Origin of the sequence: Alistipes communis (assembly GCF_006542665.1) — a bacterium.
In the GTDB taxonomy this organism is placed as follows: domain Bacteria; phylum Bacteroidota; class Bacteroidia; order Bacteroidales; family Rikenellaceae; genus Alistipes; species Alistipes communis.
On record NZ_AP019735.1, the window covers coordinates 1,926,358 to 1,949,477 of the forward strand.

Annotated in this window: 17 protein-coding genes and 1 pseudogene; 5 read left to right on the plus strand and 13 right to left on the minus strand. The window is 55.6% G+C overall.

All coding sequences use genetic code 11. The features are described 5' to 3' along the window. Positions 1 to 120: 120 nt before the first annotated feature. Complete coding sequence (locus FMF02_RS13810; RefSeq protein WP_141412741.1) at positions 121 to 291, plus strand: helix-turn-helix domain-containing protein; 171 nt, start codon at positions 121 to 123, stop codon at positions 289 to 291. Next, the gene (locus FMF02_RS07960) at positions 288 to 584 is read left to right on the plus strand and encodes a helix-turn-helix domain-containing protein (protein ID WP_141412742.1); all 297 of its coding nucleotides are present in this window, start codon (positions 288 to 290) and stop codon (positions 582 to 584) included. The genes FMF02_RS13810 and FMF02_RS07960 overlap by 4 nt, the downstream gene beginning before the upstream one ends. Before the next feature lie 199 nt (positions 585 to 783). Here FMF02_RS07960 and FMF02_RS07970 read toward each other — a convergent pair whose 3' ends face one another. From FMF02_RS07970 to FMF02_RS07985, 4 genes are all read right to left on the minus strand, one after another. Next, the gene (locus tag FMF02_RS07970; RefSeq protein WP_141412744.1) at positions 784 to 1,767 is read right to left on the minus strand and encodes a hypothetical protein; all 984 of its coding nucleotides are present in this window, start codon (positions 1,765 to 1,767) and stop codon (positions 784 to 786) included. A gap of 189 nt (positions 1,768 to 1,956) precedes the next feature. Further along, positions 1,957 to 2,847 (minus strand): beta-barrel domain-containing protein, encoded by an 891-nt coding sequence (locus FMF02_RS07975; protein ID WP_141412745.1) that lies wholly within the window; start codon positions 2,845 to 2,847, stop codon positions 1,957 to 1,959. A gap of 1 nt (position 2,848) precedes the next feature. Beyond that, positions 2,849 to 5,068 (minus strand): peptidase domain-containing ABC transporter, encoded by a 2,220-nt coding sequence (locus tag FMF02_RS07980; RefSeq protein ID WP_141412746.1) that lies wholly within the window; start codon positions 5,066 to 5,068, stop codon positions 2,849 to 2,851. 19 nt (positions 5,069 to 5,087) lie between these two features. Continuing rightward, positions 5,088 to 7,607: a hypothetical protein gene (locus FMF02_RS07985; RefSeq protein WP_141412747.1), complete on the minus strand. Its 2,520-nt coding sequence runs from the start codon at positions 7,605 to 7,607 to the stop codon at positions 5,088 to 5,090. A 112-nt stretch (positions 7,608 to 7,719) separates the two neighbouring features. Here FMF02_RS07985 and FMF02_RS07990 point away from each other — a divergent pair, with 112 nt between their 5' ends. Then, the gene (locus tag FMF02_RS07990) at positions 7,720 to 8,085 is read left to right on the plus strand and encodes a hypothetical protein (RefSeq protein ID WP_141412748.1); all 366 of its coding nucleotides are present in this window, start codon (positions 7,720 to 7,722) and stop codon (positions 8,083 to 8,085) included. Positions 8,086 to 8,135: 50 nt separating this feature from the next. On the opposite strand, the gene FMF02_RS07995 is transcribed toward FMF02_RS07990, so the two are convergent. From FMF02_RS07995 to FMF02_RS08015, 5 genes are all read right to left on the minus strand, one after another. Next, positions 8,136 to 9,002, minus strand: coding sequence for a thiopeptide-type bacteriocin biosynthesis protein (locus FMF02_RS07995; protein WP_141412749.1), 867 nt, complete (start codon positions 9,000 to 9,002; stop codon positions 8,136 to 8,138). A gap of 4 nt (positions 9,003 to 9,006) precedes the next feature. Beyond that, the gene (locus FMF02_RS08000) at positions 9,007 to 11,166 is read right to left on the minus strand and encodes a lantibiotic dehydratase family protein (protein WP_141412750.1); all 2,160 of its coding nucleotides are present in this window, start codon (positions 11,164 to 11,166) and stop codon (positions 9,007 to 9,009) included. Between the two features lie 3 nt (positions 11,167 to 11,169). Continuing rightward, positions 11,170 to 12,366: a lanthionine synthetase C family protein gene (locus tag FMF02_RS08005; RefSeq protein ID WP_141412751.1), complete on the minus strand. Its 1,197-nt coding sequence runs from the start codon at positions 12,364 to 12,366 to the stop codon at positions 11,170 to 11,172. A 1,018-nt stretch (positions 12,367 to 13,384) separates the two neighbouring features. Next, positions 13,385 to 13,600, minus strand: coding sequence for a hypothetical protein (locus FMF02_RS08010; RefSeq protein WP_141412752.1), 216 nt, complete (start codon positions 13,598 to 13,600; stop codon positions 13,385 to 13,387). A 690-nt stretch (positions 13,601 to 14,290) separates the two neighbouring features. Continuing rightward, positions 14,291 to 14,494, minus strand: coding sequence for a hypothetical protein (locus FMF02_RS08015; RefSeq protein ID WP_162502285.1), 204 nt, complete (start codon positions 14,492 to 14,494; stop codon positions 14,291 to 14,293). 794 nt (positions 14,495 to 15,288) lie between these two features. On the opposite strand from FMF02_RS08015, the gene FMF02_RS13660 reads away from it, so the two are divergent. Beyond that, the gene (locus tag FMF02_RS13660; RefSeq protein ID WP_162502286.1) at positions 15,289 to 15,429 is read left to right on the plus strand and encodes a hypothetical protein; all 141 of its coding nucleotides are present in this window, start codon (positions 15,289 to 15,291) and stop codon (positions 15,427 to 15,429) included. A 5-nt stretch (positions 15,430 to 15,434) separates the two neighbouring features. On the opposite strand, the pseudogene FMF02_RS08020 reads toward FMF02_RS13660, so the two are convergent. The 4 genes and pseudogenes from FMF02_RS08020 to FMF02_RS08040 all read right to left on the minus strand — a co-directional run. Next, positions 15,435 to 16,450: pseudogene (locus FMF02_RS08020) on the minus strand (TraM recognition domain-containing protein); the annotation flags it as partial. Positions 16,451 to 16,568: 118 nt separating this feature from the next. Beyond that, the gene (ltrA, locus tag FMF02_RS08025) at positions 16,569 to 18,374 is read right to left on the minus strand and encodes a group II intron reverse transcriptase/maturase (RefSeq protein WP_141412754.1); all 1,806 of its coding nucleotides are present in this window, start codon (positions 18,372 to 18,374) and stop codon (positions 16,569 to 16,571) included. Positions 18,375 to 18,918: 544 nt separating this feature from the next. Beyond that, on the minus strand, positions 18,919 to 19,929 hold the full coding sequence (locus FMF02_RS08035; protein WP_141412756.1) for a YWFCY domain-containing protein: 1,011 nt from the start codon (positions 19,927 to 19,929) through the stop codon (positions 18,919 to 18,921). A gap of 111 nt (positions 19,930 to 20,040) precedes the next feature. Beyond that, entirely contained in the window at positions 20,041 to 20,652 is a 612-nt protein-coding gene (locus FMF02_RS08040) for an RteC domain-containing protein (RefSeq protein WP_141412757.1), read from the minus strand. 511 nt (positions 20,653 to 21,163) lie between these two features. On the opposite strand from FMF02_RS08040, the gene FMF02_RS08045 reads away from it, so the two are divergent. Beyond that, positions 21,164 to 23,080 (plus strand): BamA/TamA family outer membrane protein, encoded by a 1,917-nt coding sequence (locus tag FMF02_RS08045; RefSeq protein ID WP_141412759.1) that lies wholly within the window; start codon positions 21,164 to 21,166, stop codon positions 23,078 to 23,080. Positions 23,081 to 23,120: the final 40 nt, after the last annotated feature.

Here is a 23,120-nt window from a genome sequence, read left to right on the forward strand (position 1 = left end):
ATGGATTACATGCTCATCGAGACGGGAGCCTGCAACGAACTGCGGGCGCTCGTCGACCGCCTTCTCGAACGCATCGCCGCCTATCACGCCCGATGTATGCCTTCCGCCTCTGCGTGGTGAATGACCTCCGACGAGGTCTGCAAAGCGTTGAGTCTTTCCAAACGCGCCTTGCAGCATTACCGCACCACAGGGGTTATCCCTTACTCCTCGCTGGGCAACAGGATCGTCTTCCGCGAGGCGGACATCGCCCGGATTTTACAAGCGAACTTCATTCCGGCAGAAAAGCGATGAACGACGGCATCATCCTGCGCACGTCGCCCGAATTTACGGCATTGTGCAAGAACCTCCTCCAAGCGATCGAACGACTCGACGGACTGCTCGCCGAGCTACGGCCTTCGATTCGTTCGGAAACGTACCTGACAAGTGAAGAGGTGCGTATGATTTTCGACCTCTGCCCCCGCAGTTTGCAGAATTACCGCGACAACCGGCTGATTCCCTATACGACCATCGGAGGTAAGATTCTCTATCCGCAATCGGCGATCCTCGAACTGCTCGAAGCGAATTTCGTCGACGTGCGACGATAGACGACAAGAAGGAGGAGGACGATTTGTCCTTCTCCTTGTCATTTCGGAATGTGACGTATGGAATCGTCGGGTGCGATCTCGAAAATCTTGCCTGTTCCGAAATCCAGCCGGATCGGATATTTGCGCAGGTAACGCACATACTTTCCGCCGAACGACTTCCGTATGGCTTCGGCCATGAACACCAAACCCGTGCAGACGGTTATCGGGACTTCGTACTGCGGATACCGGTGCATGATCTCGATGCGGCACTCATCCATCTCTTCGAGCGAGAACGTCTCGCCGTCGATAATGCGCAGGATGCGCCGGCACAGTTCGTAGTCGCGTTGCAGGCGGCAGATCTTCTCCGTATGTCGTTGCAGATAGCGGCGGCAACTTCGCGCTTGGGCTGGAAGACGAGGCGGTTCGTCGCGGCGTTCTTGCCCACGAAGCACCACTCCTCCTCTCCCGTCAGCGGGTCTTTGTGCTTTATCAGGCGTTCCAGCGTGCCGCCACGCTCCAGCGCGGCCTTCTCCTGCGTGGAGAACATCATTTTGTACTCTTCATGCTCGTACTCCGGCACGGCGAGCGGTGCGTCGAGGGTCACCTTCAGCTCGTTGTTATGGTCGCGGTAGAAGCGCGGCGAGAACATTCCCGACACCTTGATCCCGGGCATGACCTCCGCAGTCACCGGAACCAGCTCTTCGACGGGAAGACCCATACGCATCGCCTCACGTGTTTGCGGCGTCAGCGCATCGAAGTCGATGCCCAGCTCCCGCAGTGCGGCTCGCGGAATCTCCGCATGGTCGTACTTCACCCGTTCGAGTTGCATCGTATCCACACGATGATCGTACAGCGCCTTCAGCCCCTTCTCGTCGTTGGGGTTTTGCGTCAGGCGAAGCAGGTCGTTGACCACATCCTGCACGGCGTTGAAGGGTACTTTCAGAAACTGGAAGTCGACGGCTTTGTCCGACTGCGACTTGAAGCTGCGGATGAAGGCCGCCACCGCACCGCTCTTCGCGACCTCGAAAAACGACGGCGCGTTCTTTGTCAGTGGCTCCACGGTATGCACCTCGTAACGGTTGCCGCGTTCGCGCAAGTCCGAAACGACCTGCACCTCGCCCGTTCCGGGATGGCGCGCCAGAAGCGTCTCTTTGTAGTCGGGCCACCGAGGCTCCTCCGGCGCTTGATTCTTTTCCTTTTCCATAATGATTGATGATGATTGATTGATAATTCACTTCGGATGTCTCGCAGGGCATCCGTCGCAAATATATCGGAGGACAAAGGGGAATCGTACCGCTGGCCGCCCGAGGCCGTTCAGGGCCGTCCGGATCTCTGAGAACACAAAAAACGGATACCGAGGGACGGTATCCGGAAGTGAAAACGAGGCGGTGCGTTATTCGGCGTTCTTATCGTAAAGCGCCCTGACGGGCTGGATGAAATGTTCGATGAGCCGCATCTCTTTGGTGATGATCTCGGCCGTGCCGTCCATGCCGTGAATGAGCGGAAGCTCCTTCTTGTACGACGTGCGCAGCGCGTCGGGAAAGGCGACGGTGACGATATAGCCCTGCGTACCGTCCGGAACGGCGGAAATCGTCCGCACGACACCGCGCAGGATGCCGAACTCCATGTAGGGAAAGCCGTTGAGCTTCACGTTGACCTTCTGCCCCGGCTCCACATCCCCGCGTGACGCGGCCGGCAGATGAAGCCGGCCGACGACCTCCGTCTCGGCCGCGGGCAGGATGCTCGCCAGCAACTCGCCGGCTGTCGTCTGACGTCGGTACGGACCGCTGTTGAGCAGTGTCACACGCCCGTCGGCCGGAGCCTCGACGACGTGCTGCGCCTTCCACTGAGCGATCGCCGACGTGAGCTGTTGCAGGGTCGCCTCGCTGCCATTGGCGCGGTAGGCGGCATAGGAGAAGCGCAGATCGTCGGGCAGGGTCTCGTCGGTCGGCAGCCACAGGCTCTTTTCCAGATGCTGCACCTCGCGGTACTCGTCCCGTGTGGCGTAAAGAACGAGCACGTCGCCCTTTGCGACGGTTTGACCCTCGGTCGCGACCGCCTCGGCGATGCCGGTATGCGGCGCCGTCACGTCGACCGGCGGAGGAACGGTCGTAAGCGTGATCGTCCCCGTGACCGTCTGAGGGTAGCGGATGAAGTAACACCCCAGAAACAGCAGCGCCAGCAGAACGAAGATCAGCGTGATGCCCCAGCGCACGATCCACGACGGCATCGTGCCGATGATCTCGTCGGCCTCTTCGCTGTATGTACGGTCGTAAAGCGGCATATCAGTTTCCCAATTCGAGTTGGTTTCTAACCAGATTGTAGTAGTGGCCACGGCGCGCCGTCAGCTCCTTGTGCGTGCCCTGCTCGACGATGCGGCCCCGGTCGAGCACCACGATGTTGTCGGCATTCATCACCGTCGACAGGCGGTGCGCCACGACGACCACCGTGCGCCCCTCGAAGAAAGATTGCAGCTTCTCCATGATCGAGCGTTCGTTGGCCGCATCCAGCGAGTTGGTCGCCTCGTCCAGAAAGAGGTATTTCGCATCCTTGTACGCCGCGCGCGCGATGAACAGACGCTGCCGCTGTCCCGTGCTCAGGCCGTGGCCGTCCAGTCCGATCTTCGTGTCGTAGCGCATCGGCAGCGACTCGATCCACTCGTCGATGTTGGCCATGCGCGCCGCACGCCGCACACGCTCCATGTCGGGCTGTTCGTCCACGACGCCGATATTGCGGGCGATGGTGTCGGCAAAGATCGTCGCCTCCTGCATCACCACGCCGCAGTCGCGGCGCCAGCAGCTTTCGCTGTACTGTCCGAGCGGCCGGCCGTCGAGTAGCACCTCGCCCTGCGTGGGGCGGTAGAAGCCCAGCAGCAGCTTGAGCATCGTCGTCTTGCCGCTGCCCGACGCCCCGACGATGGCCGTCACCTTGCGCACGGGGATCGTCAGCGACACTCCGTCCAGCGCGCGTTCGGAGTTGGGGCCTTCGTAGTGGAACACCACGTCGCGGAACTCCAGCGGCGCCGAGTCGGGAATCGTGCGGATACGCGGCTCGTCGTCCGGCTCCTCGTCCGGACGGTCGTAGATCTCACCCAGACGCTCCAGCGAAATCTTGGCGTCCTGCGTGGCCTGCATGAACGAAATGAACTGCGAAAGCGGGCCGTTCAACTGCCCGAGGATATACTGCATGGCCATCATCATACCGAGCGTCATGTCGCCCTTGATAACGGCGCTCACGGCCAGAAACGACACGACGATGTTCTTCGTCTGCGAGATGAACAATGCCCCGACCTCCTGCGTCTGGCCCAAAGTAAGGCTCTTGATGCTGATCTTGAACAGACGTGCCTGGATGCGTTCCCACTCCCAGCGTTTCTGACGCTCGCATGAGTTGAGCTTGATGTCCTGCATCCCGCCGATAAGCTGGATCATGGTGCTTTGGTTCTCCGACGACTCCTGAAAACGCATGTAGTCCAGCTTGCGGCGGTATTTCATAAACAGAAGCACCCACAGCGCGTAGAGGATGCTGCCGCCGAGGAACACCAGCAGGATCGTCGCGCTGTAACCGGCCATGACGCACGTATAGACGATGAAGGTCAGAATGGCGACGGCCATGCTCAGCAGTGTTCCCGTGAGGAACGACTGCACGCGACCGTAGTCGCCGATGCGTTGCAGGATGTCGCCGCTCTTCTTCGCATCGAAATAGGCGATCGGAAGCCGCATGAGCTTGCACAGAAAATCCGAAATGTAGGAGATGCTGATGCGTGTGGTCATGTGCAGCGACAGCCACTGCCGGATCAGGTTGTTGGCGAATTGTCCGAGCGTCAGGGCCACCTGCGCGATGAGGATCATCACCACGAAATTCAGGTTGCCCGTACCGATACCCACGTCGACGATGGATTGCGTCAGGAAAGGCAGGATCAGGTTCAGACCACTGGCCACGAGCATCGCAAGCACCAGTTGTACGAAGTAGGACTTGTAGGGTTTGAGGTATTGCAGCAGGTAGCTGAATTTCAACTGCGTGTTCTCCTCGCCCGGAGACTCGTAGAAGCGCGGAGTGGGTTCCAGCAGCAGGATCACGCCCTGTTTTCCTGCTCGGCTTTCGTCCGTCTCGTCGTCGTAGACCTGCGTTTTGAGCCACCCCCGCAGGAATTTCTCCTCGTCGTACTTCAACAATCCCACGGCTGGATCCGAAACGTAGACCCACCACTTGCCGCGGCGTTTGCGGATTTTATAGACGACGACGTAGTGTTTGCTGTTCCAGTAGACGATGCACGGCAGCGGAACCTCGTCGCGGAACACCTCCCACGTGGTGCTGATACCCGTCGTGCGGAAGCCCAGAGACTCGGCGGCATCGCTCAGGTCAAGCAGCGATACTCCCTCGCGTGACATGTAGCAGCGGTCGCGCAGCGTGAGCATCGAGTAGTTCTTGCCGTAGAACTTCGAAATGATGCGCAGGCACGCCGGACCGCAGTCCATCGAGTCGGGTTGCAGGTAGGAGGGAAACATAGTCCAAAGATAGCATTTTTCAGCGAGAATCCGCTGTCAGTCCGAACTTTTTCAGCTGGATGATCTTGCCATTTTGCGTGACGCCTTCGATAGAGATGTCGTAATCGGCCGGTGCGTCGGAGGTGTAGAACTCGACGGTGGCACGACCCGTCTCGTCGAATTCAACCGAAGGGTTCCAGTAGAGCGTCGTGCGGTAGTCGGGAGCCATCGAGCGACGGGCCTTCTCCGTCGCGTATGCCGGAGCATAAAACTCCGCAGGGGTTTGATAACCTAACGGTGAAGCTATACTCACGTCAATAGCTGGCGCAACCGCCAATGCTTGATCCAATTCATCTCCCGTTTTGGTCGTAATCGAGACGATAGCTCCATCGAAAACGCCCCATAAAAACATATTCCCTCCGGCGATTAGATCAATGCGTGAAATCCATTCCATCGGCCATGTAGTACATATTGGCATGGTCAAATTTTTATCGGGTTCCAATCCTCCTCGTTCCAAAGCAATCTCCGTCATCGATTTCTTTTTCGTTCCCGTAACGATTAGCTGCCCGATGGTCGATCCTGCTTGAAAATCCGCATCTGCACTATGAGGCGTTGTTGTATTATCGAGTACTCCATCTATCATAAAAGAGACATTCGCTCCATGATATGACAATCTGCCTCCGATGAAATTCATTCCCGGCATACGCTGGACGAATTCCATTATACTATATGCGCCCATTTCTTTTATTTGTTGCATATCCCATGTATGCGCCGCCAGCCGATGCTCGGGCCGTGTGGATTCGAGGCGTTTGTGATGCGTGACATACACCGTGTCGATGAGGATGTTTCTCATATCGGTCTGTCCTCGCTGCTCGATGTAGTGCCGTGCCTGGGCGAGGTAGGGACTCGCCGCATCCGTTTCCGGCACGCGGGGCAGCGTCCCCACCTCGGGAAACGAATCGCGCGCGACCTTCACCGTTGCCTCCGGCAGCAGCCCTTTCGCTGCTGCGGGACGCAGCACGTAGAGCGTGCTGTCGGGGAAGTCGAAGCCGTTGAGCGCGAACCGTCCCTCCTTGTCGATCGGCGCCTGCAACGAGTAGTGCCACCGCGGCGCGATCATCCGCATCTCGTAGCGGTCGAGCTTCTTCTTCCTGTTCCACAGTCCGCCCTTGTTGATCCGCCCCGCGATCTCCTGCCCGACTTCGAGCGGGTAGGCCGGCGTCGCATACTCGCCCCGTACCGCGGCCGGCACGTCGTAGCGCCGCCATCCCTGCGTGAGCAGCAGTGCGTCGAGCGCCGCGACCCGTGCGGCGTCCCGCCCCTCGAAGTACCAGTCGGGCGTCTCGATCGTACCCCGCAGTTCGGAAGTGAGCAGCAGCGTCGAATAGATGCTGCCCGACATCGCCGAGGGCACCGCCGCACGATCCGTCACCGCGATCGAGAAGTCGCCCGCGGCAGGACCTCCGTCGGGATCGGTCGCCGAGACGGCGAGCGTGACCTTCGTCCGCTGTTTCAACGAACCCCGCACCTGCATGTCGGTCGTCGCAAGTTCTTCGCCCCGATTGAAGACCAGACGCTCGGAGAGCGCGTTGCCCGCCTTGTCCAGCAGCAGAATTTGCAGCACCCCGCCCGGCAGCTTGTCGCGCTTGAAGATCAGCGACGGAAGATCGTCGTTCCACTCTCGGAAGTAGCACAGATTGCCGCGGCAATGGACGAGCAGCCGCAACCCCTTCGGCAGAGGACGACCCGACTGCACCATCACCGTAAAGTCCCGTTCGGTCTGCAATACGCGAAGCACGCAGGCGAGATTGTTCGATGCGGGCAGGTCGAAGCGTTCGGTCTTTCCGCCCTCCATCGTGCATTCGGCGTAGTAGCGTTCACCCGTGTGGGCTGTGAAGCGCAGAGAGCCCATGCCGCCGTGAAGCGTGCGAAGCGTGTCGACCACCTCCTCGCGGTCATTCTTCACCACGCCCGCGACCTCGACCGACCCGCCGTCGTCTCCCAGTGCCTTGAAGGCCACGCAGCAGTCGTAGCCGTCGATCAGGTAGCCCCCTTCGGGGAAGAACGAGACGTCGAAGTCCGAGACTTTGCGCACCGAGGTGTTGCGCTGCGTCCTGCGGCTCTCCCGATAGGGCCGGATCGTGAGCGGCTTCTTGAAGAAGTACTCCGGCCCCGGATTGCGCATGTAGAGCGTATAGGCCGTAAGCGAGTAGTCCCCGAAGCGTTCCAATGACTGCGTGGGAAGGTAGCCGCTGTACACGCTGTCGCGCGACAGGAGTTTGATCCGCCGCACCAGCGACCCGCGGTCGTCGCGAAGCTCCACGTAGACGTAGCGGCTCGCGGCAACGGGACGGTGCGTCGCCGCATCGGCGCAGTGCGCGCGAAGCCAGATCGTATCCCCCGCGATATACGAATCCTTGTCCGTCGATACATGAAGCTTCTCCTGCGGGTAATGCTCGATCTGCTCAATGAACGGGTTCGCATAGTACGACGGCTGGGCGAATCCATACGACAGACCTCCTCCGATCAAATATCCCAATACAAGAAAAAATCCCCTCATAAGCACGCAAAGAACTTTTAGCACTCTCAAATATAGAAAAATTTCGATAATTATTTTGATAATACAAACAAAATATTGTATATTTGAGTGTCTAACCTAAAACTTTACTACCATGAAAAAGAAACTGCAACTCAAAAAAGAGATCGTTTCTATCTTGGATAGAAACCAGATGAACAATTTGACTAAAGGTGGAGCTGGCACTGGTATTAATACAGGGACTGTTATTATCAGAACACAAAAGACAGATTGTCCTACAGGATGGACAGACGTTTGTACGGATAATACAATAGCATGTGCGACATTTGCATGTCCATCTAAAGGGTGTATTTCCGATCCTTGCATTGAGCAGACCGAAGTTTGTCCAAATCCATCCGAGGGTTGCCAACCCGAAACGGATATCTGTGATTTCTCAGATCTCTATTGCGCAACGAATGATGGCTGCTATTGTGCAGCTTCGAAAGATACATGTATCGGATAACATCAGTATCAAGACAATAAACAGAAAAGTCCCTATTGGGACTTTTCTGTTTATTGTCTATTCCTTAAAGCTGCATAACTTCTACTCAAATATTCATATATCATCATTTCGCAAAGACGATTCTGCGACCGGAATAGGCGGTTCATCGTCATATGTGTTAAACTTCGAAGATAGACAGGGAAATACGCATCGGGAACTGACTGTTTAATCTCAAATGAGAGTTGTCGGAACTGTTGCTTTCGTATTTCTAATATCGAATTAGGAAATTCATCTTGCAATCGAGTTTGTAGGACTTTGTATAGATCGTTTCGCAATAATCTATACTTATCGTTCAGTTGTTTAGTCGCCCGATGAACGGTAAAACCAAATTCCGTTTTGAACGCTGTTGCCGCATCGGTCATGAATTTTTCTTTTTCAGGCAATGATAGATTGAAAACCTCTAATAGATCGTCTATTAAGAGTAATCCGATACGCCATCTAATTTCTTCACGAGGGTATGTTCCGAACAGAAATTTCTGCTGTAAAGTCTGCATTATTCGGACAATACATTCGCTATCGATGCAAAATAACCGTTCTGTCTGCACCATTGTCTCCTCACAATAGCGCTCTATTTCGCGAACATAAGTGTCGCAGGCGATCGTCGTCACGAGGCGGCTTTCCACGCAAGGCTGGAACGTCTCGTAGAATGCCCCGAACACTTCGCCGTAACGCGATGTATCGGGAAGATGCAGGCGCAGGCGCAGATGGAACAGCGGATCGGTGTAGCGGATGAAGAAGAAATCGTCGATCGCACCGCTTTCGCGCAACCGCCGCACGAAAGGGCTGATATGTCGGGTCAGCAGGATGTCGGCACTCTGTGTTCCCGTATAGAGTTTGAAGAACAGCCACCGACTGCCGGGAATGAAAATCCGTTCCATAGCATTACTTGTGTAGAATAACGATCATTTCGTTGGTATATCCGTTCGCCTGCTCATCATGTACGACGGCATGTTCCGTATCGAAGAGGAATTCCTCGACCGATACCGTCTTATATTTTCTGAGCAGTGAAAACAGTAGCCGGACACATCGGTCGTCGTGCAGATCGAGCAACAGTTCGTTGTCGCCCATCGGATGCACGACCCGTCGCGGCAGCCGCCGTTCGGCCATGTAGCCGGCGAACGCTTTGCGATGCTCTTCGGTACGGTATGCCGAGAACGCCTTCACGTCGTCGTAATTGAGCTTCCACCGCCGGCGGGAAAGAACGATGTTCTTGTAACGGATGCGCGGCATATAGTCGAGCGTCGAGAAGAGCGATCCGACGGCGAAGCCGAAACCCTGCGTTCGTTGCAGGCTCTGCATGTCGGCTAGAAAACGATACATCGGAATGGGGCTGAGCGAATAGTTGTGCGCACAGGTCAGACGGGGGATGACCTCTTTGTCGAATCGCTTCGACCGCAGGTAGAAACGCCCCTTGCGCACCGACAGGATCAGGTCGGAGGCCGGAATGCGCTCGGCAAGCGTCTCGTCGAGGTTCGAGAGGTAGTCGATGACGTAATCGCGGAACACGGGACGCGACGAAATATTGCCGATGCGCGCTTCGGTGATGTGGGCGACCTCCGCAATGATTTTCCCCTCGTTGGCCTGCCGTTCGTAGTCGGCTACCTCGCGCACCAGCGCGTCGATGGAGGCGTCGGTATGGCAGAAGCGCCCCAGCAGGTTCGCGCCGCCGTTCGACCCGACGGATTTGAGGTAGATCGACCGCCCGTCGGCATCGTCGCGCAGCAGGTTGAACATGACGGGGATCGTGTCGGGGTAGACGATCGCCTCGGGTCGGCGGTTCGGGAAATCCTTTTCGTCGATCGTGATCTCTTCGGCGTCCCGCTTCATCGCCTCGATGTATTTTTTGAGCAGCAGCACGTCCGTTGCGCTGTAACCGCCCGTTTGTCCGCCCTGCGCGCCATACGACGGCACGATACCGTCGATGACGGGATTCACGTCGTTGTGGCTGCCCTGCGCATAGGGATACCCCAAGCCCAGCTCGTTGTCCAACGCCAGCATCAGCGGCACCTCCTCGGTTTCATAACGCTGCACGAACGCCTGCTGGAAGGCTTGCAGATTACCGTTCTGGTAGGTGCCCGAAATACTGCCGACGAAATCGACGTACTCTTTCAGATCGGTCAGCACGCCGGTCGAAAGCTGTGCCTGCGCAGGACGGAACAGGTCGGCCTGAAAGAGAAACTTGACGTCGTAGGGAACGCCCAGCGGTTCGATGAGCCGTTCGATCTTCGCGTATTCCTCCTGTGTCATGCCGGGCGGACGGGCGTCGATGGCTGCGAGCCGCTCCTGCACGCACGCCAGCGTCGGGGCGTATTCCGTGTCGCCGAAGCGTTGCAACTTACGGATGAGCGTCGTGAGGATGTCATCGCCGACGATAGCCGGAGCCAGCTCCGTAGTAAGCAGGGAGGAGGCGATCAGTTCGTCGATGTAGGCTTCGGCCTCCTCGCGTGTGATCTCGTCGTCGACGAGGCTTCCGGCCAGCGTGTCGAACGTCGCGCCGTCGCGCGCCAGCGCAAACACGGCCGTCAGTTCGGGAGTGATCTCGACCGAAGCCATCTGATGCTCCGTCTTCTTGCCCCGGTGGAAATACTCGATGTAGCGGTACTGTCCGGCGATCTCGTAGAGCGTATCGTTCGGGAAGAGGCGGAGCTGCCGGCGGACCGCTCCGTGCCGTTCGATCCGCTGGATCAGCGCGCAGAGGTACTGCATGTCGAGCCGTGTAGTACGCCGTGCGGCGATAGGCTCCGCAACGGCGATCTGCGTCGAGGAGCCGAAGCGCCCCGTCGAGCAGCCGGCAAAGAGACCGAAGGGCGTACAGCGCGAGCAGGCGCGCAGGAAGTATTTCAGAGCCGCCGCGTCGCCCTTCTCCTCCGCATCCTCCGTCTTGTCGCCGGTGAAGGTATAGAGATCGGGCGAGGCGAGGTAGAGCGCTTCGCGGAAGCAGGGCTGCTGCATCGTCCGTTCGGGATTGTCGAGCGCCGAAAGCGGAAAGAGCGGCGTGCGCAGTACGAAAGTCGGGAACGCCCGCAATTTGATCTTGGCCATAGATTAAAGCATAAAAAACAGTTCGGTCCAGTCGAACGCTGCGGAATCGTCCGCTTCATGCTGCATCGACAGCAGCCACAGACCGACGCCCGTCACGCCTGAAAGCAATGACAGGTCGGTACGCCACTCCGGCTGTTCCGAAGGAAAAAAGAATTTGTAACCGGCGATGCCGTCTTCCCATCGGGCATGTGCCAACGTCTGTTCGTGCCAGAAATCACAGGCCGCGCGTAACCGTTCATCGCCCGTCTGTCGATACATGTAGTGGAAGATCATCGCCACGCCTGCGCTGCCGTGACACAGGCCGGCATCGTAGGCCATCGTCTCACGCAGTGTACGGCGGCCTGCGGCATGAAGTATCACTTCATGGGTCTTTGTTTTCAGCGTTTCGTCGTCCAACACCTTCCCCGCGTTCCACAAAGCGACCGCCACGCCCAAATCGCCGTAGCACCATGCCAGACGGCTCGCCTGTCGCTGCGGTTGCGACTCCTGCGATGTACTCGGGAAATGACACCCGCACACTTCAGGATCATCGTACTCCTGAGCAAGGATATAGCGAACGGCTCCTCGCAGCAGTTCCGTAATTTCCGTATTCGCAGGATGGTGTCGTGCGAGCGCGCAAAGGACCAATACGATTCCCGATATGCCATGCGAAAGACAGATGTTGTAACCTCTTATACCTTTTTCTACGGGAGACAGCGTAGATTGCCACTTAAGCCGATCGCCGTCGCAAATAGCCGTGCGGTGCAACCAACGGGCGGTTTCCGCCGCGAATGTTTCATCTTCACGGAAATGATACGCTACGCCCATTGCGCCATGCAGCAGGTCGTAGTCTCCGTCACGGGCGAAATCCCGTTGCAGACATTGAAGCAAGTGTGGTTTATATTGTTCTTCGATCTCCGAATAATCGACTTCCAACCGGCCGCTCCGCGTGAGGTGCCGCAGACACTCCAATACCCCGGCCATTCCGTTGCAGTAGGTATGGATGGCCGGCTTCGAGCAGATCGCATCGAAGCATTGCTCCGCATAACGATCGAAACAACCGTTGTTCTCTTCGGGATGGTATTGGAGGTAGTGGGCCAGAAACAGCAGGCGGCCGAAAGCTCCCGAATAGAGACCAATCCCTGATAATGAATCGGATTTACACAAGAGATGATCGAAAATGTTTTCAATCCGGTTTTTGTGCTGAGAAACTTGTGGCATAGTAAAATGCGAGGCAGTATTGCAGGCTTGACTTTGTAAAAGAAAAGAATCAAAATATTAAATTGATCCTATTCTCCGAACGATTCTCATTTAATTAACACGAACACGTATATAAAATTGATACAGTTCCACAAAATTGGGTATCACAGTCCGCTCCATGAGTCTCTAAGACAATACAATCGGTCTCTTCTTGCGTCTGTGTCGGGCAATCACATGCTGTTTCCAAAACTGTCGGACAATTTGCATCAAGAGATCCACGCATAAATCGGGATCTACAGATGCACACATAGGCTCCTTGACGCAGGACAAAGTTTTTCCGTAAGAACTGCGCATTTAAGGGACTCACATCTGTTAGTTGGGTCATAAATCGTCGTATTTACTCCGGCTTTCGTCATTGACACATCGAGTTTCGATCAAGAATAGAGACGACCTCTTTGTTCTGTTGAAGTTTCTTTTTCATAGTATTAAGTTTTAAGGTTTGTGCTATAAAGTTATAAAAATAAACTTGAATAAAAGAAATTATTGTAATATTTTTTCTCGTAGGTAACAGATTATTTATTATTGTAATATCATGAATATAATATAACTGTCGAAGCGGCTATGCAATTACAAATTGTACTTTGCCGATTTAAAAAATCTTTATTTTTGAGAAAACAATACCGCTCCGACTATGCGCAACCGAGCATTCTCACTTTGTGTCGCAGCGACATTTTATGCCTCTGCGACTTTAAGCGCTCCTCCCCCGAAGGAGCCGTTCACCGAGCAGCTCTCCCGCTACCCGCAGGAGAAACTCTATGTCCATACTGACAAGGAGCACTACATCGCGGGCGACACGGTGTGGCTGCGCGCTCACTGCGTCGACGCCGCGGGCGACTACACGCTCTTCATGCGTAACCTCCCCGAGGACTACCCTCTTCCGCAAGCCCCTGCGCGTGGGCGGCCTGCGAGACGACGAAAAATCCCCGCACGAGGAGCGCCGGCGCGAGTGCTTCGACGTATCCTTCTTCCCCGAAGGGGGCTATCTGGTCAACGGATACTCCTGCCGTGTGGGCTTCAAGGCGTTGGGCGACGACGGACGCCCGCGCTTCTCGGAGGGGGGGGGCTGCTCGACGACAAGGGCCACTTCATCGACTCCCTGCGCACACGCCATGCGGGTATCGGCAGCGTGGAGTTCCCGCCCCGTGCCGGACGGCGCTACATGGCCGAGTTCCCCGACCGGAAGGGACGTCTGCACCGCTTCGAACTCCCCGATGCCAAGGACTATACCTTCGTGCTGCGCGTCGACCCCACCGACTCGACCTTCATAGTCTCCATCCGTTCGGGACGCAACTGGCTGCCGCGCGGACTGCGGCTCGTGGTGCACCGCTGCGGCACGCAGTGCTACAACAAGGCGTGGGATCCGCTGGTGCCAACGCTCACCTTCCGCCGCGAGGAGCTGCCCGAGGGGCTGTTTCAAGTGCTGCTCCTCGACGAAGCGACGGGCAAGGCCCTCTCCGAGCGGCTGGTCTTCAACCCCGGCGACGATCTCCGCCTCCCGCGAGCCGGGACGACGGCGCAAGGTGACGCTCGACATCGCCGTGCGGACTCCCGACGGACGTCCCGCAAAAGGCGACTTCTCGATCGCCGTCACCGACCGTTCGGCCATACCGCTCCGCACGGCGGGGGACATCTACTCCACGCTGGTGCTGTCGTCCGAACTGCGGGGCGTGATCGAGGAGCCGGATTACTACTTCAACGCGCAGCACGCCGACGCCGCGCAGGCGCTCGACGAACTGCTGCTCACGCAGGGGTGGCGCCGCTACGACGTCCCGAAGCTCCTGCGCGGCGAGTACGAGGAGCCGCGCGATCCGCTGGTGGCGGGGCAGGAGATCGCAGGGCGTGTCGTCCCCGGGAACGACGCACGCTTCCAGAAGCGCATCGACAGTTACTCCGTGCAGCTGCTGATCCCTCGCTCGGGATTCGCCACGCAGACCCGCATACGCCCCGACGGAACCTTCTCCCTGAGCGGATTCGACTTTCCCGACAGCACCACCTTCGTGCTGAGGGCCGCACGGAAAGGGTCCGAGGTCGACAACCTGCCCATCGAGGTCACACCCGATTCGTTCCCCACGTTCTCCCGGCTGCCCAAACCACGGATCTTCGACCCGAGGTATGCCGATCGCGCCCTTGAATACATCGACTGGCGGGGATCCGCTGACATCCGAAACGTCCTTATCGACCCGATCGACGTGATCCACCACATCAAAGAACCCGATCCCGTCGAGCAACGTATGGCGACCCGATCCTATTCTGCACAGCAGATCAAGGAGTCGGGAGCCGTAACACTACTGGATATCCTTCAACGAATACCGGGTATGTATCTTGTCGGCCAGCGGGTATGGTACAGAGGGAAGCAACCGGCTTTTATGATTGATGGAATTGTTGAATATACCCCTAAAATGTTGATGAATTACGGACTTACAGCCGGAAGAGTCAGAGACAAGAGCGTGGATGAAATGAAGGAAGAGTTGAGACAGAAAGACAATCCTCAAGTCAATGTCAATAATCTAAAAAATCATACATTCACTCCATTGGGAGAAGGCAAAGGGTTCGGCCATGACATTCAATACACGGAGGACTACGACGCCCTGCCGACGTGCCTCTCGACGCCGCTCGTACAGATCAAGCGGGTGAGCATCATCGAAGGGGCTAACGCTTCTTTTTGGGGCAATAACCTGAAAGATAGCATCATTGCCATCACGCTCAAGAAGGGCAAGGAGCTGGAAGAGGCATACGCAGGCATGGAGTCCGAAAGTGTGCGGTTGATTACCCCGCTGGGGTACCAGACGCCCGCCGAGTTTTACCCCCCCCGCCTACGAAACCGAACAGAGCCGCCGGTCCGACGTTCCCGACTTCCGAACGACGCTCTACTGGGATCCTGCCGTGCGGCTCGACAGCGACGGCCAGGCGCAGGTGGAATTCTTCTCCTCCGACGCAACGGTCGACTACGAAGCTATCGTCGAGGGCGTGACCGACGACGGGGAGATCATCCGAGCGGGCGAGTTTATTCCGAACAATACATAACCCGGCTATTTCTTCTCCAACAAATATTTCAATTTGTCGTCGTTGCTTATGCGTTTGATCTCTCGTCGAATAATCTCCTCGACATCGGTTTTGATACGGATATAATTCGCCTTGACGACCTCATCCATACGATCCGTGCCGTTCTCATCGACGAAAGACGCAAGTTCGGGGATCGGGACATAGGCGGCCGTTTCAGCCGTTATACGCCGGGTATCGAGGTCGATGCGGGCATGGAATATCTTCTGCTCGATAGGCTGGTCGATATTGTCGGCCACAGCTCCGACGAACATACCCTGCGAGAAGTTGGCGATCTTGGATGCAGGGATCAGATTGTCAAGCTACGTATTGGTCGAGGTCGTCACGTTGTCGTTCGAGCGGGATACCGATTCCCTCTGCTGGACGATCTTCCCGAAACGCTCCGACAGCGTGCGGGCCGTGTCGCCCACGACCTGCCCGACGAAGAGATTACCCACGGTATTCTGAATGACCTTAGCCTCCTTCTCTCCGTAGTCGCGTTCCAGCTGCGAGAAATCCTGAAAGCCCAGACATACGGCGACCTTGTTCGATCGGGCTGTCGCGATAAGATTGTCCAGCCCTCGGATATATACCGTCGGCAGCTCGTCGATGATGACCGCCGACTTGAGACGGTGTTTCTTGTTTATCAGACGGATGATGCGGGAGTTGTATAATCCCAAAGCGGCGGAGTAGATGGACTGCCTGTCGGGATTGTTGCCCACGCAGAGAATCTTCGGTGCCTGCGGATTGTTGACGTCGAGCGTGAAGTCGTCGCCCGTCATCACCCAGTAGAGCTGCGGGGAGATGATGCGCGAGATCGGATCTTCGCCGAGGCGATCTGCCTCTGCAACTGGTCCTGCGCATTGTTCTGCCAGGCGTCGATAAAGGGCAAAAGGTAATTCTCCAGTTCGGAATAGGAAGCCAGAATCGGGAAGATCTTCTCGTAGGGCTGGCACAACAATTCGATGACGTGCGGGAAGGTGCAGAACTGTCCGCCGTCGTAGAGCGTAGGCTCGGCACTCGGCGCCTTGCCGCATTTCTGCGGTAGGTTTCCGAGAGCCTGCCCCCGAACCGTGCTTACATGTCTCCATGTACACGGCTCTCCGTTATAATTCAACTTAGTGTTATACATTGCCATGTATTTTAGCATTACATTCTGGACAGACTGCCAATGTTTTACGGTGCATTTTGAGCATGATGCGTTCCCATTCGTTCTTGCCTGTCAAGTCTTTCAAGGCACGAACATGGTGCATCACCGTTTTGCCATGCGCTCCGCATACCTCGCACTGTTCCGCCTTTAGTCTCTCAACAAGACTTGAGGCTGGCAGAAAATTGGTGTTTGGCATTATGTCGCATTTAGCATCACATTGAGCGTCTTTTCTCTTGAAACCCTCATTATAGAACACACGGCATTTGCATTGCCCTTTTGCATCCGTGTAACTGATTACAAAGTCTTTGTCTTTCGAGTATTTCTTTTTAATCTTCCGTACACTGCTGCTTTGCTTTTTGGCGATGCTTTTGTACATACTGTATTCCATAATATAACCGAACCTTTTGCAAAGAGTAGATACATTGTTCGCTATCGAGTAATAATTGTAGAATCCTCTTATCTCCTTATTGAATTGGGCTATAATATCCTCCGGTTTGCAGTTCATCATATAACTGCGTGCCTTTGGCTTCCAATCCTCCTTGCCATTGGTTTGTATAACCCTCATGGCTTTGTAGTCAATCAACTTGTTCTTGACCACCTCTCTCGGGAGTAGAAGTACAACCTTGCGGTTGAACATTCTTTTGAGCACTCCATTCTTATCTCTCTTGGTGGCTTTGGAGTTGCGTACGGTTATTTCATATCCCAGAAATTTAGCTTTTTCTTGTGCTTGGGTTATAAGCGTTTTCTCTGCCGACAGTTCAAGTTTTAGCTTATCTTTCATGAATTGTGTGATATTCGCTTTGATTTGCCCACATTCTTCATGGCTGCCGACAACCCCAATCAAGAAATCGTCTGCGTATCTGACATATTTCAACCGTCTGTACTCTTCATCCATTTCCATGACACAAGGCATTTGTTGCATCTGTCGGTAATACCCTTTGATTTTATCAATAAGGTCTTTCCGTACCTTTGTATCGGTTTCGGATTTCAGTTTCTTTTCCAACTTGTTCTTACGGTCTTTAATCCGACGGTAATCCTTATCCAATCTTCTGCTTGCGCCTTTATTGAAAGATTGGGCGTATTCCTCCATGTACTTGTCGAACTTGTCAAGGTAAATATTAGCCAGTATGGGACTAATGATGCCGCCTTGCGGAGTTCCACTGTACGTGTGTCTGTATTTCCAATTTTCAATATACCCAGCGTTCAGAAATTTACGGATGAGCCTTATGAACCTCTCGTCCGCTATGCGTTCTTCGAGTATGCCAATCAGAACGTTATGGTCTATGTTGTCGAAGAAGCCTTTTATGTCCCCCTCTATAAACCATTTTGTTCCGAGAAACGTATCTTGAATTTGGGTTAATGCAGTCTGGCAACTCCTACGTGGTCTGAATCCATGTGAGGTATTTTCAAAACTTCCCTCGTATATGGCTTCCAGTATCATGTGTACCACTTCCTGCACCAACTTGTCTTCAAAAGACGGGATGCCCAACGGGCGTTTCTTTCCGTTCTTCTTAGGGATATAGACCCTTTTGGCTGGGTTGGGTTTGTAGCTTTCGTCTCTAAGCTTGGAGATTAGATTTTCTATTCTCTGAATGCTCATTTCGTCAACTGTCTTGCCGTCTGTCCCAGCGGTCATATTGCCCTGTTTGGCATAGATTCGCTGGTAGGCGGTATAGAACATCTGTTCATTGAATAGAATACGATACAACCGTTCGAACTTATAGCCCGATACATTGCTGTGTTTCACTAAGTTGTTCAATACATTCTTTGGATTTCTCATAATGTCTCTCACATTTTCCTTTGATTATATTGATTATATAACTGCTTCCCTTCGCCATGTGCAGGGCATTACCCTGCTCGGACTACTACGGAAGCTCCGTTGCCATGCCGAATATTCAAGAACGACTTCTATAGCCTTTCGGCGTTTCGGTTTAGGCAATCCCCATTTAGCGGGTGTAATAACAAGCATGACAGACTGTCGGATGCAACGTTCGTCCGTTAATCTGCTTATTGCAGACGTGTCGCAGTCAGTTCTTTGCCCCATACAACCTAAACACTTGCTGGGGTACATGCGATATGGCGTTGGTAACTGCCTTCCGCCACAGCCCTGGTATGTGCCACTGGATTGTTGTTCAACCAGTTCAGGCTTCATCCTCATGTCCGTCTTTCTGTCTTGCCATTCAGTCGCAGCGTGGCAGTTGGCTGACTTATGGCTTCTCCGACATGCTACACTCCCCCTCGGGTTTCCCTCTGGGATAAGTCGGATGACAGTAGGTCTTATTTTCATAGAACTCTAACCTAATCTATTGCTAAATAGATATTTATTACACTGCCTTATGGGCGCACTTCAGATACCAGATGATCGCGGCCAGCAGAACGATGGCCGAGTCGGAGAAGAAGTCGCCCTCTTTCTGCGCCCAGCTCTTATTGAGGTTCAGCAGGATGACGTAGGAGCTTTCGTAAGCGTCCGATATGTCGGTCATAAACCGAACATCGAGGGGGTTGCAGCGGTTCGAACGCCGGGAGTCGTCGAAATTGATGACGCAGAACTGCGGCCGCACGGCATACCGGTCCTGATGCCGCAGCAGGTGGTTGTAGGCGATCGTGGAAAGGTCGTCGAACTTGTAATCGTAGATGTAAAGCGCATACCCCTTTTCGATGCACTGACGGATGTAACTGTTGATGACGGCATAGCTCTTTCCCGAGTCGGGCGTTCCGAGGACCATCATCGCGCGGAAGGGATTGATGACATTGATCCATCCTTGCTGCCATGCACCGTGATAATAGTAGCGGGTGGGGAGGTTGACGGAATATTCGTTCGCAAGATAACGTTCTTCCTGCCGGAAGCTCTCGTTGTCGTCGTTGAAGGGATCATCCGTCAGACGCGGCGTCATTCGGCGCCGCATCCATACTCCTGCGGCCGGCAGCGACAGATACCCGGTGAAGAGCGTTGCGGTGTAGCTTCCCATACGGATGTCGGCATCGGCAGGCAGTTCCCGCAGAAAGTCATTTCCGAAGAACAGCAGTACCCTGACTGTCGCGGCGGTGACTATATGCCATGTCTTGACCTTATTATCGCGGACGCTGCGGGTACCGAGGCATCCCAGCACAAGCAGTATGAAGCAGCAAAACTTCGAGGTAACGGAATAGGAGAAGAGGTGCGTCGTCCGCTGAAACGACAGCAGTATCCAGTCGAGTACCGCATGAGTCATGCCGCGTGCGGCGAACCATCCGTAGCAGAACCAATAGCTGTTGAGCAATAAAAAGAGGACACTCACGGCCCGAATGAACTGCACGACCTTTTCGAGTCCCCGCAAATCGTCTTCATGTTGCATAAGGCGTCGATATTTGACGCCAAAATAGGACATGATTCCATAAAAACGCCTCATGGCCCGTCGTGGCCGTCCGAGGCCGTTCATCGGGCGCACCTTTTGGGTGCGCCTTCGTCAACGCTGACTCAGCTCGACGAGAGCCTCCCGCATCGTATCGAGAAACTTCGTGAGGTGCAGTTTGCGGTTGATCGTCGTATAGCGGCAACGATCCGGATTGAGAATCGAGACGTTCAGGAAGCGCTCGAACGCCCGTACCAGATCCTTGAAGGTTACGGGGGTGCCGTTCGGTTTACGGACAGCACCCAATGTGTGCAGCGCCACGACCACCTCCATCAGATCGGCCAGCGTGAAGGCACTCGACCAAGCAAGCGGGACCTCGTTTTTCGGCGGCTCGGCAGCCGTCGCCGCGGGATAACGCAGTTGCAGCAAGACAATGCGACGCTCTGTTTCGAGAAAAGAGAGCGCCGCATCGAGGAAGTATCCCTGTTCTTTCGTCGGGACGGAACGATGGACTTTCAGATACTTGAAAGCCGTTCTGAGGCAAGCATACAGCCGCAGCAGGTCGAGTTTCGACTCCTCGGTCCGGGCTCTGTGTGCGATCTGTCTCACGAAGAGCCGGAAGGCCGAAATCAGTTGCAGGCGTTCATCCGAAGTGAGGTCTCGGTCAGGCAATGTCCGCAGCAGGCTCAATAACTTGCATCGAGCGATGAAATCTTCGGTTCGCATAATCGTAAAGTTTTAGGTTAATGACTCGTAAGAGCGAATGCCCTTATACAAATTTACGATTTACGGCGCTTCCGTTTTTTACGTTTCCTGCGCTGCCGCTGTTCGAACTCCATCTTTCACCCTCGAAGTTCTTGAAATAAAGAGCAATGCGAAGCAAAAAACCTTATGTATCAGCGATATGTAAGTTTTTTTTGTTTTTAGGCGATGTATTCGAAGGCATAAAAAAGCAGCTTGTTCGGACCGAAATCGTGACCTGTCCAATCACAGCGCGCTCGTTTCCGGACTGGGGGTATGCTGGATCCCGTTTAGAGTGGTATGCCGGCCGCAACTTCCCGGCTGCCGTGTCGTTCGGCAATCCTGCGTCTTAGTTCGGGTATCATCCAGACGGGGCCGTTTCGACGGCTTTTTTCGGCTCCTGCGACCGCTTTTGCAGGGCGGATTCGCTGCTATCGGGCCGAAAGAGGTATCGGACGATACTTTTTCTTCGCGAAAAATCGTTATCTTTCGGGGTATGTTTTCCAGGTGTTGCATAGGGTTGCTGTTGTTGTCGCTGCTGCCGGCGTTCGTTCCGGCGCGGGAGACGGCGCCGCGTATCGACCTCCGCCACGGAGTGCGTCCCGATACGATCCGCCTGAAAGCGGAGGACCTGAAACTGGGCTTGCCCTGCGACAGCGTCTATCTCAAACGCAGGGATTCGTTGCGGCGCAACGACAGCCTGCGCCGTCAGGCCGAACAGCGCAACCAGCGTCTCTACGACAGTATCCGTTCGAAGACGACGCGCCGTGCCGTACCGCGTTTGCTCTACCGGATGCTCTTCGTCAACCCCGTACTCGATACGACAGCCAACGGACGGGTGCTGGACGAGAGCCGGCAGTTCGAACGTTACTCCGGCCGGCGGATCGGCGAGGTGGTCATCGCGCAGGATCCGGTGTTCACCCCCGACGGCAACTGGCTCGAACGCACGGGCAACAAACTGCACGTGATGACGCGCGAGCGGGTGCTGCGGCGCGACCTGCTCTTCGAACCCGGGGATACGATCGCTCCGGAGCTGCTGGTGCGCAACCTCCAGCTGCTCCGTTCGCGCGCCTATATCTCGGATGCGACGATGGAGCTGACACCGGATTCGCTCGACTCGACGCGCGTGGTGGTCACGCTGCGTTCGCGCGACAGCTGGACGATCAGCGCCGATGCGGCGCTGCACGGCGAGGGCCGGACGATGATCGGTCTCTCCGACGCCAACATCTTCGGCTCGGGCAACCGCCTGAGCGTTGCGACCAATTTCAGCCGCAACGATTTCGGCTACGGAGGCAACGTCGTCTCGTACGACATCCCCAACTTCCTGGGGTCGTTCTACAAGGCCAACTTTTCGGCGGGCCGCGATTTCTACAACAGCGAGCTGCGCATCGGCGTAGGCAAGGAGTTCATCCTGCCGACCGACTACGAACTGGGCATCGCCTACAACAACGTCAAGGCGAAGTATTATCTGGTCGACCGCGACACCTCCGACCTGGCCAAGTCGAAGCGCTTCGACGTCTGGGCTGGGCGTTCGCGCTACATTCGTTCGATCCGTTCGAGCGTCTTCCTCACGGCGCGTTACGGTTTCGCGCGCTACTCGCTCCGTCCCGACGTGACGAAGACTTACAACCCGGCTTTTCACGATACCGACGACGTGCTGGTCGGGCTGGGGCTTTACCGCGAGAAGTTCTACACCACCAATATGATCTACGGCTTCGGCACGAGGGAGTATCTGGCCACCGGCTACAAGGCCGAGCTGGTCGGGGGGTATTCGTGGCGGGAGTTCGGCGAGGACATGTATATGGGTCTGAGCTACAAGGCCGGCGGATTCACCCGCGCGGGTTATCTCATGGGCGGCTTTTCGCTGGGCAGCTTCATCGATCTGGCGACGGGTCAGTGGACGCAGAGTGCCGTGGACGTCAACCTGCGCTGGTTCTCGCCGCTGTTCGTGTGGAAACGCAGCCATATCCGTCAGTTCCTTTCGCTGAACTATACGCAGGGGTGGAACCGGCTCGAAGGATCGGACGAGGTGCTGCGGTTCACCGCACAGGACGGCCTGTCGCTGCTCAAAGAGGATCTGGTGGGGACCAACCGGATGGTGCTCAATACCGAAACGGTCTTTTTCACGCCCTACCAGCCGCTCGGTTTCCGTATCGCGCTGTTCGGCTTCGCCGATTTCGGTCTGCTGGGACGCGACGCCAATATTTTCAAGAATAATTTTTACACGACCTTCGGACTGGGCGTCCGCCTGCGTAACGAACGACTGGTGTTCAGCACGATCCAGCTGCGGCTGGGCGTTGCGCTCGGCAAGGGCGGCTGGGCCGACTGCCGCTATTTCCAGGCTTCCAACGGGACGCGCATGGAGCAGTACCGCTATCTGCCGAGCCGTCCCGAAATCGTCCGGTTTCGGTGATCCCGCCCGCTTGTACGGAAAAAGCCCGCATACTGAATGC

Excerpts from the sequence above, each read along its gene's own strand:
- FMF02_RS13810 (WP_141412741.1), top strand. The coding sequence starts at position 121 with ATGACCTCCGACGAGGTCTGCAAAGCGTTGAGTCTTTCCAAACGCGCC.
- FMF02_RS07960 (WP_141412742.1), top strand. The coding sequence starts at position 288 with ATGAACGACGGCATCATCCTGCGCACGTCGCCCGAATTTACGGCATTG.
- FMF02_RS07970 (WP_141412744.1), bottom strand. The coding sequence starts at position 1,767 with ATGGAAAAGGAAAAGAATCAAGCGCCGGAGGAGCCTCGGTGGCCCGAC.
- FMF02_RS07975 (WP_141412745.1), bottom strand. The coding sequence starts at position 2,847 with ATGCCGCTTTACGACCGTACATACAGCGAAGAGGCCGACGAGATCATC.
- FMF02_RS07980 (WP_141412746.1), bottom strand. The coding sequence starts at position 5,068 with ATGTTTCCCTCCTACCTGCAACCCGACTCGATGGACTGCGGTCCGGCG.
- FMF02_RS07985 (WP_141412747.1), bottom strand. The coding sequence starts at position 7,607 with ATGAGGGGATTTTTTCTTGTATTGGGATATTTGATCGGAGGAGGTCTG.
- FMF02_RS07990 (WP_141412748.1), top strand. The coding sequence starts at position 7,720 with ATGAAAAAGAAACTGCAACTCAAAAAAGAGATCGTTTCTATCTTGGAT.
- FMF02_RS07995 (WP_141412749.1), bottom strand. The coding sequence starts at position 9,002 with ATGGAACGGATTTTCATTCCCGGCAGTCGGTGGCTGTTCTTCAAACTC.
- FMF02_RS08000 (WP_141412750.1), bottom strand. The coding sequence starts at position 11,166 with ATGGCCAAGATCAAATTGCGGGCGTTCCCGACTTTCGTACTGCGCACG.
- FMF02_RS08005 (WP_141412751.1), bottom strand. The coding sequence starts at position 12,366 with ATGCCACAAGTTTCTCAGCACAAAAACCGGATTGAAAACATTTTCGAT.
- ltrA (WP_141412754.1), bottom strand. The coding sequence starts at position 18,374 with ATGAGAAATCCAAAGAATGTATTGAACAACTTAGTGAAACACAGCAAT.
- FMF02_RS08035 (WP_141412756.1), bottom strand. The coding sequence starts at position 19,929 with ATGCAACATGAAGACGATTTGCGGGGACTCGAAAAGGTCGTGCAGTTC.
- FMF02_RS08040 (WP_141412757.1), bottom strand. The coding sequence starts at position 20,652 with ATGCGAACCGAAGATTTCATCGCTCGATGCAAGTTATTGAGCCTGCTG.
- FMF02_RS08045 (WP_141412759.1), top strand. The coding sequence starts at position 21,164 with ATGTTTTCCAGGTGTTGCATAGGGTTGCTGTTGTTGTCGCTGCTGCCG.